Source organism: Nocardia amamiensis (genome assembly GCF_015477605.1).
Lineage (GTDB): Bacteria > Actinomycetota > Actinomycetes > Mycobacteriales > Mycobacteriaceae > Nocardia > Nocardia amamiensis_A.
In genome coordinates this window covers 406,747-414,692 of the sequence record NZ_JADLQX010000003.1, presented here as the reverse complement: position 1 = coordinate 414,692, position 7,946 = coordinate 406,747, and the positions used below count along the sequence as shown (strand labels likewise).

Below are 7,946 nucleotides of genomic sequence, written 5' to 3'. Positions count from 1 at the left end.
TCTGGGTTGCGGAGTCGACCGTGAACGAAGCCGCCGGTGTCGCACCGAAACTGACGGCTGTTGCTCCCGTCAGGTCGGTTCCGGTGAGCACGACCGTCGTCCCGCCTGCTGCCGGTCCCGAGTTGGGGACCGCAGTGGTGAGAGCGGGAACTGGGATGAAGGTGAAGGCGACGCCGTTGCTGGTTCCGCCCGGGGTGGTGGCGGTGACCTGCACGGTCCCTGTTCCGGCGGGCGAAACTGCCGTGATCTGGGTTGCGGAGTCGACCGTGAACGAAGCCGCCGGTGTCGCACCGAAACTGACGGCTGTTGCTCCCGTCAGGTCGGTTCCGGTGAGCACGACCGTCGTCCCGCCTGCTGCCGGTCCCGAGTTGGGAGCCGCAGTGGTGAGAGCGGGAACCGGGATGAAGGTGAAGGAAACACCATTGCTGGTCCCACCCACGGTGGTGGCGGTGACCTGCACGGTTCCCGTTCCGGCCGGCGAAACTGCCGTGATCTGGGTCGCGGAGTCGACCGTGAACGAAGCCGCCGGTGTCGCACCGAAACTGACCGCGGTCGTTCCCGTCAGATCCGTTCCGGTCAGGACAACCGTCGTCCCGCCCGCTGCCGTGCCCGAGTTGGGAGCCGCAGTGGTGAGAGCGGGAGCCGGAACATAGGTGAAGGAAACACCGTTGCTGGTTCCGCCCACGGTGGTGGCGGTAACTTGCACGGTCCCTGTTCCGGCGGGGGAGACTGCCGTGATCTGGGTTGCGGAGTCGACGGTGAACGACGTTGCCGGTGTCGCACCGAAGCTGACGGCTGTGGCACCCGTCAGATCGGTTCCGGTGAGCACGACCGTCGTCCCGCCGGTGACCGGCCCCGAATTGGGAACCACGGTGGTGAGAGCGGGAGCCGGAACATAGGTGAAGGAAACACCATTGCTGGTTCCGCCCACGGTAGTGGCGGTGACCTGCACGGTCCCTGTTCCGGCGGGGGAGACTGCCGTGATCTGGGTCGCGGAGTCGACCGTGAACGAAGCAGCTGGTGTCGCCCCGAAAGTCACCGCGGTCGTTCCGATCAGATTCGTCCCGGTGAGAACGACCGTTGTCCCACCACCCACTGGTCCCGAACTCGGCACCGCTGTGGCCAGCGTGGGAGCCGGAACATAGGTGTAAGCGACGCCGTTAGTGGTTCCGCCTGCGGTGGTGGCGGTGACCTGCACGGTGCCAGTTCCGGCGGGGGCGACGGCGGTGATCTGAGTCGCGGAGTCGACGGTGAACGAAGTCGCCGGTGTCGCACCGAAACTGACCGCGGTCGCTCCCGTCAATCCCGTTCCGGTGAGGACGACCGTTGTCCCACCACCGACTGGTCCCGAAGTAGGCACCACTGTGGCCAACGTGGGAACGGCGACGTAGGTGTAAGTGACGCCGTTGCTCACTCCGCCGACTGTCGTAACGGTGACCGCGACCGATCCAGTCCCCGCGGGGGTTACCGCGGTGATCTGGGTCGCGGAGTCGACGGTGAACGAGGCCGCCGGTGTCGCACCGAAGGTGACGGCTGTGGCACCGGTCAGGTTGGTTCCGGTCAGGACGACTGTCGTCCCGCCGGTGACCGGCCCCGCATTGGGAACCACGGTGGTCAGGGCGGGAGCCGGAACATAGGTGTAGGCGACACCATTGCTTGTTCCGCCCACGGTAGTGGCGGTGACCTGCACGGTGCCCGTGCCCGCTGGGGCGACTGCGGTGATCTGGGTCGCGGAGTCGACGGTGAACGAGGTCGCCGGTGTGCCACCGAAGGTGACGGCGGTAGCGCCGGTCAATCCCGTTCCGGTGAGGACGACCGTTGTCCCACCACCCTCTGGTCCCGAGCTCGGGACCGCCGTGGTCAGGGTGGGAACCGGGACATAGGTGTAAGTGACCCCGCTACTGGTTCCACCTACTGTCGTGACGGTGACCTGCACGGATCCCGTGCCCGCCGGGGCGACCGCGGTGATCTGGGTCGCGGAGTCGACGGTGAACGAGGTCGCCGGTGTCGCCCCGAAACTGACGGCGGTAGCGCCGGTCAATCCCGTTCCGGTGAGGACGACCGTTGTCCCACCCCCCACTGGTCCCGAGCTCGGCACCACGGTGGTCAGGGTGGGAACCGGAACATAGGTGTAGGAAACACCATTGCTTGTTCCGCCCACGGTAGTGGCGGTGACCTGCACGGTGCCCGTGCCCGCCGGGGCGACCACGGTGATCTGGGTCGCGGAGTCGACGGTGAACGAGGTCGCCGGTGTGCCACCGAAGGTGACCGATGTCGTTCCTGTGAGCCCTGTTCCGGTGAGGACGACCGTCGTCCCGCCGGTGACCGATCCTGAACTCGGCACCACTGTGCTCAAGGTGGGAGCCGCGACGTAGGTGTAAGTGACACCGTTACTGGTTCCACCCGCTGTGGTGACGGTGACCTGCACGGATCCCGTGCCCGCCGGGGCGACCGCGGTGATCTGCGTCGCGGAGTCGACGGTGAACGAGGTCGCCGGTGTGCCACCGAAAGTGACCGCGGTAGCGCCGGTCAATCCTGTCCCGGTGAGAACGACCGTCGTCCCGCCGGTGACCGGACCCGCACTCGGCACGACGGAGGTCAGCGTGGGAACCGCCACATAGGTGTAGGTGACCCCGTTACTGGTTCCACCTACTGTCGTGACGGTGACCGCGACGGACCCCGTGCCCGCCGGGGCGACCGCGGTGATCTGGGTTGCGGAGTCGACGGTGAACGACGTTGCCGGTGTCGCACCGAAGGTGACGGCTGTGGCTCCGCTCAGGTTGGTTCCGGTGAGAACGACAGTCGTCCCGCCGGTGACCGGTCCCGCATTGGGAACCACGGTGGTGAGGGTGGGGGCCGGAACATAGGTGTAGGCAACACCATTGCTCGTTCCACCAGCGGTGGTGACCGAGACCTGCACGGTACCCGTTCCGGCCGGAGCGACGGCGGTGATCTGGGTTGCGGAGTCGACAGTGAACGACGTCGCCGGTGTGCCACCGAAAGTGACCGCAGTAGCGCCGGTCAATCCCGTTCCGGTGAGGACGACCGTCGTCCCACCGGCCACCGGTCCAGAACTCGGCACCACTGTGCTCAGGGTGGGAACCGGGACATAGGTGTAAGTGACCCCGTTACTGGTTCCACCCGCTGTGGTGACGGTGACCTGCACGGACCCCGTGCCCGCCGGGGCCACGGCGGTGATCTGCGTCGCGGAGTTCACTGTGAACGAGGTCGCCGGTGTCGCACCGAAAGTGACCGCAGTCGCTCCGGTCAGGTTGGTCCCGGTGAGCACGACCGTCGTCCCGCCGGTGACCGGCCCCGAGCTGGGCACGACCGTGGTGAGGGTGGGGGCCGGAACATAGGTGTAAGCGACACCATTGCTCGTTCCACCTGGAGTGACGACGGTGACTTGCACCGTGCCTGTTCCGGCGGGGGCGACAGCGGTGATCTGGGTCGAAGAGTCGACCGTGAACGAGGTCGCCGGTGTGGCGCCGAAGTTGACCGCGGTGGCGCCGGTGAATCCCGTTCCGGTCAGCACAACCGTCGTTCCGCCTGTCACTGGTCCCGAACTGGGAACCACCGAGGTCAGAGTCGGAACCGGAATGTAGCTGTAGGACACCCCGTTGCTGGTTCCACCCGGAGTGGTGACGGTGACCTGCACCGTTCCCGTTCCGGCGGGGGCGACAGCGGTGATCTGGGTCGAAGAGTTGACCGTGAACGAGGTCGCGGGTGTCGCACCGAAACTCACCGCGGTTGCTCCCGTGAATCCTGTTCCGGTGAGCACGACCGTCGTACCGCCCGCCGCTGGTCCGGAGTTCGGCGCCACCGAAGTCAGCGTGGGCACGGCGACATAGGTATACGAGAGTCCGTTGCTCGTGCCCCCGGCAGTGGTGACGGTGACCTGCACCGTCCCCGTTCCGGCCGGAGCGACCGCCGTCACCTGCGTGTTGGAGTTGACCGTGAACGAGGTCGCCGGTGTGCCACCGAAAGTGACCGCGGTCGTGGTGGCCAGGCCCGTTCCGGTGAGGACGACCGTTGTGCCGCCGGTGGTCGGTCCCGAACTCGGGTTGATCGACGTGAGGGTGGGAACTCCGGCATAGGTGTAATTGACGCCGTTGCTGGTTCCACCCGAGCCGGTGACGGTGACCTGTACGGTACCGGGCGACCCGGCTGGGGCGGTGGCCGTGATCTGGGTCGGCGAGTTGACGGTGAAAACTGTTGCTGTGCTGCCGAACCGTACTGTCAGTGGGCCGGTGAAGTTGGTGCCGGTGATCACGACACTATTGCCGCCCGCGGCGGGACCTGCCGTCGGGGAGATGGAAGTGATCGTCGGGACGATGACGTAGACAAACGTGACCGGGTTGCTGGTGCCACCCGGACCAGTGACGGTGATCGACACGATCCCGCTCCCGGCAGGGGATACCGCCGTGATCTGGGTGTCGGAGTTGACCGTGAACGAAGTTGCAGGCGTGCTACCGAAATTGACCGCGGTGACTCCGGTCAGGCCCGACCCGGTCAGCGTGACCGTCGTCCCGCCCGAGGTCGACCCTTGGCTCGGGCTGACGCTGCTCAAGGACGGGACCGGAAGATAGGTATAGGGGACCCCGTTGCTGGTACCCGCCGCGGTGGTCACGGTGACCTGCACTGTACCGGCCGAACCGGCAGGCGCGATGGCCGTGATCTGGGTCGGCGAGTTCATGGTGAAAGTCGTCGCGGTACTGCCGAATCGGACGGTCGTGGGACCGGTGAATCCCGTGCCGGTTATCACCACACTGGTGCCACCTGTGGTGGGCCCTGATGTGGGGGAGATGGAAGTGATGGTAGGCATGGCGCTGCCTCCTCGTTGCCGTGGTGATTGTTCCTCTGCACCGGGGGGTGCCCGACTCGCTCAATGGCCCGGCTATTTCCATTAACCTCTCCGGACCAGTTGCTGGGCAACGCGTCTCCGATCCGTTTTAGTCCGTTTTGGATGCCGGCACGATGACGCCGGGAACGGCTTGTCAGGAATTGCGGCAGCGGCGTTTTCGGCGGCGGCGCGCCTCCGGCGAGCAGCCGCGCCGGAGGCCGGTCGACGCAGGCTGCAGCGGTCGCCGGCTCCGCAACAGACACATGAGCTGTCGTGTCGGGAACCAACCGTGCCTGGGCCGGCGACTCGAGCGGAGGAGGTACCAGAGCCTGTTTCGCGGTGGCTTGTGCCGACCGGTTGCTCGCCGCCTCTGTCAGAGGTCGGAAGATCTTGTTCGCCTCGGCATTTCGGTGGCGAACTGGTGGCTCGGCCTTCCCGGACCGAAGGCAGCGCGTAAACCGCGTGCCAAATGCCGAACGTCAGCCTGCCGGTGACGGCGGGCTGACGTTCGGGTGCGTGACAGACCTCCACACGACGAAACCGAACGCCCGCCCGTCGTCCCGGTGCAGGCCGGGACCCGTTGCCGGACCCGGGATTTCACCCGGGCGACTGGGCGGACGTTCGGTCTCATGCGTGGGCGCAGGACTCACCGGAGGGGAACGGCGGGCCGCCGCGCCCGTGTCCCGCGGGGTCCGGACCGCGGGACACGCTGTGGCGGTTACACGTTCGCGTACGCCAGCGAGGGGACGCGCTGGATGGCGAACGAGGACCGCAGGTAGAACCACCAGGTGACGCCGGCCATGACCAGGAAGGTCGCGGCGTAGGCCCAGAAGGCGGGCGCCATGCTGCCGAAGTTGATGTTGGACAGGCGCAGCGCCTGCTGGAGCAGGTAGCCGCCGGAGGCACCGATCGCGCCGATCACGCCGATGGCGGCGCCGGCCTGGCGCTTGGCCGAAGCCACGGATTCGGTGATGTCGAGGCCGTGTTCGGCGGCGTACTTCTTGGCCTGCGCGCTGAAGATCATCGGGATCATCCGGTAGGTGGAGCCGTTGCCGATGCCGGTGGCCACGAACAGCAGCAGGAACGCGGTCAGGTACAGCGGGAAGCTCTTCATCTCCAGCGCGGCCATGATGAGCGCGACCGCGGCCGACATGGTGCCGAACACGAACACGGTGATCTTGGCGCCGCCGACCTTGTCGGAGACCCAGCCGCCGAACGGACGGCTGAACGAGCCGACCAGCGCGCCCAGGAAGGCGAGGTTACCGAGCGTGGTGATCCAGCCGATCTTGGCCAGGTCCGGGAAGTTGGCCTTGATCAGGGTGGGGAAGGCGAAGGAGAACCCGATGAACGAGCCGAAGGTGCCGATGTAGAGGAACGACATCACCCAGGTGTGCCTGCTGGTGAGGGCCAGCTTGTAGGACTTGCCGTCGGACTTCGCGGTGCTGATGCTGTCCATGTAGCGCAGCGCGCCGAACGTGGCGACCAGGATGAACGGTATCCAGACCAGCACCGACAGGGTGATGCCGAACCGGTAGCCGCCGGGATCCTTCGCCATGATGTGGGTGCCGAGGGTGATCAGCAGCGGCAGGATGAGCTGGGTCTGCGCGACGCCGAGGTTGCCGCCCGCGGCGTTGATGCCCAGGGCCGCACCCTTCTTGCCTTCGGGGAAGAAGAACGAGATGTTCGCCATCGACGAGGAGAAGTTGCCGCCGCCGAAACCGGCCAGCGCGGCCAGGATCAGGAAGACCCACATGGGCGTGCCGGGCTGGTTGACGAAATAGGCCAGGCCGAGGGTCGGGATCAACAACATGGCCGCACTGAACGCGGTGAACGCCCGTCCGCCGAATTTGGGGATGGCGAAGGTGTACGGAATCCGCAATGCGGCGCCGACCAGAGTCGGGGTCGAGGTCAGCAGCAGCGCGTTGCTCACCGCGGTGGGGTTGCCCTTGCCGAGTCCGGCCAGGAAGTCGAAGCCTGCCAGGCCCATGGTGGTTACCACGGTGCCCCAGATGACCCAGACGCTGAAGCCGAGATTCTCGGCGAACACCGAGAAGATCAGATTCTTGCGAGCGGTCTTCGCGCCGCCGGATTCCCAGAATTTCGCGTTGTCCGGATCCCAGTGGTCGATCCAGCGTCCGCGTTTCTGGTGTTCGAAACTCGTTGGCTGCGACTGCTGGCCGGTGGCTGCTACGGCGGTCATCGGCTTCCTCTCGATTCGGCTCGACCGGCCCTCATCGCGGCGCTTTGCCGCCGGCGGCTGTCGAGTGCCTAGCTACGGTCGAGACAAAGGTAAAAGCCGGTTGTTGCGTCCCCGTGGCTTTCCATGACATTCCCGGCAATTCCGACTCACATTGGCCGGATGCCGATGGTGACCACTTGGTTACCTCGCTGGTCTTGCGTTTATCGCGCGTCCGGATATTCGGCAATGAGGGAATTGAGGAAGCATTGTGTCGCCGCGGCGGCCCGCTCGGGATCGCCGTCGATCACCGCGTGCACCAGGGCCGCGTGCTCCTCCGGATAGGAGTCGTCGGACTTCGCGGTCCGCGCCCGGATGACCTGTTCGATGATCGGCAGCAGCGAGTCGTAGAACTCGAGGTACACCGCGTTGTGGCTGGCGACCACGATCGCGCGGTGTAGTTGCACGTCCGCCTCGATCGCGGCGGCCTGGTCTTCGTCCCATTCCTTGTCGCGCTCGGCGAGCAGGCGCAGCAGGTTCGTGATGTCGGTGTCGTCGCGGCGGCGGGCCGCCAGTGCGGCGGCGGTGGTGTCCAGTGCGAGGCGCAGCTCGAGGATGTCGCGCTCCTCGGCGTCGGCGAAGTACTTGCCCAAGGCGCCGCCGAGGTCGGAAGCCGCGATCACATAGGTGCCCGAGCCCTGGCGACGTTCCAGCATGCCCGCGTGCACGAGGGCCTGGACGGCCTCGCGCACGGTATTCCGGCCGGTGCCGGTGAGCTCGGTGAGCTCCGGCTCGGTCGGAATGCGTGAGCCGATCGGCCAACGGCCGGAACGGATTTCGGCCCGAAGCTGTTCGGTGACCTGGGCGATGAGGCTGGTGCGCCGGACGGGTTGCACCTCGACAGAGTACCGCCCATCACAAATCGTT

At 66.5% G+C, this 7,946-nt stretch carries 3 protein-coding genes; all 3 read right to left on the bottom strand.

The annotated features are described in order from the left end of the window. A partial coding sequence (locus IU459_RS06560; protein WP_195128540.1) for a beta strand repeat-containing protein occupies positions 1–4,825 on the bottom strand: 4,825 nt, incomplete at its 3' end. Positions 4,826–5,561: 736 nt separating this feature from the next. After that, on the bottom strand, positions 5,562–7,043 hold the full coding sequence (locus tag IU459_RS06555) for an MFS transporter (protein WP_195128539.1): 1,482 nt from the start codon (positions 7,041–7,043) through the stop codon (positions 5,562–5,564). Positions 7,044–7,243: 200 nt separating this feature from the next. Further along, on the bottom strand, positions 7,244–7,915 hold the full coding sequence (locus tag IU459_RS06550) for a FadR/GntR family transcriptional regulator (protein ID WP_195128538.1): 672 nt from the start codon (positions 7,913–7,915) through the stop codon (positions 7,244–7,246). Between the last annotated feature and the right edge of the window lie 31 nt (positions 7,916–7,946).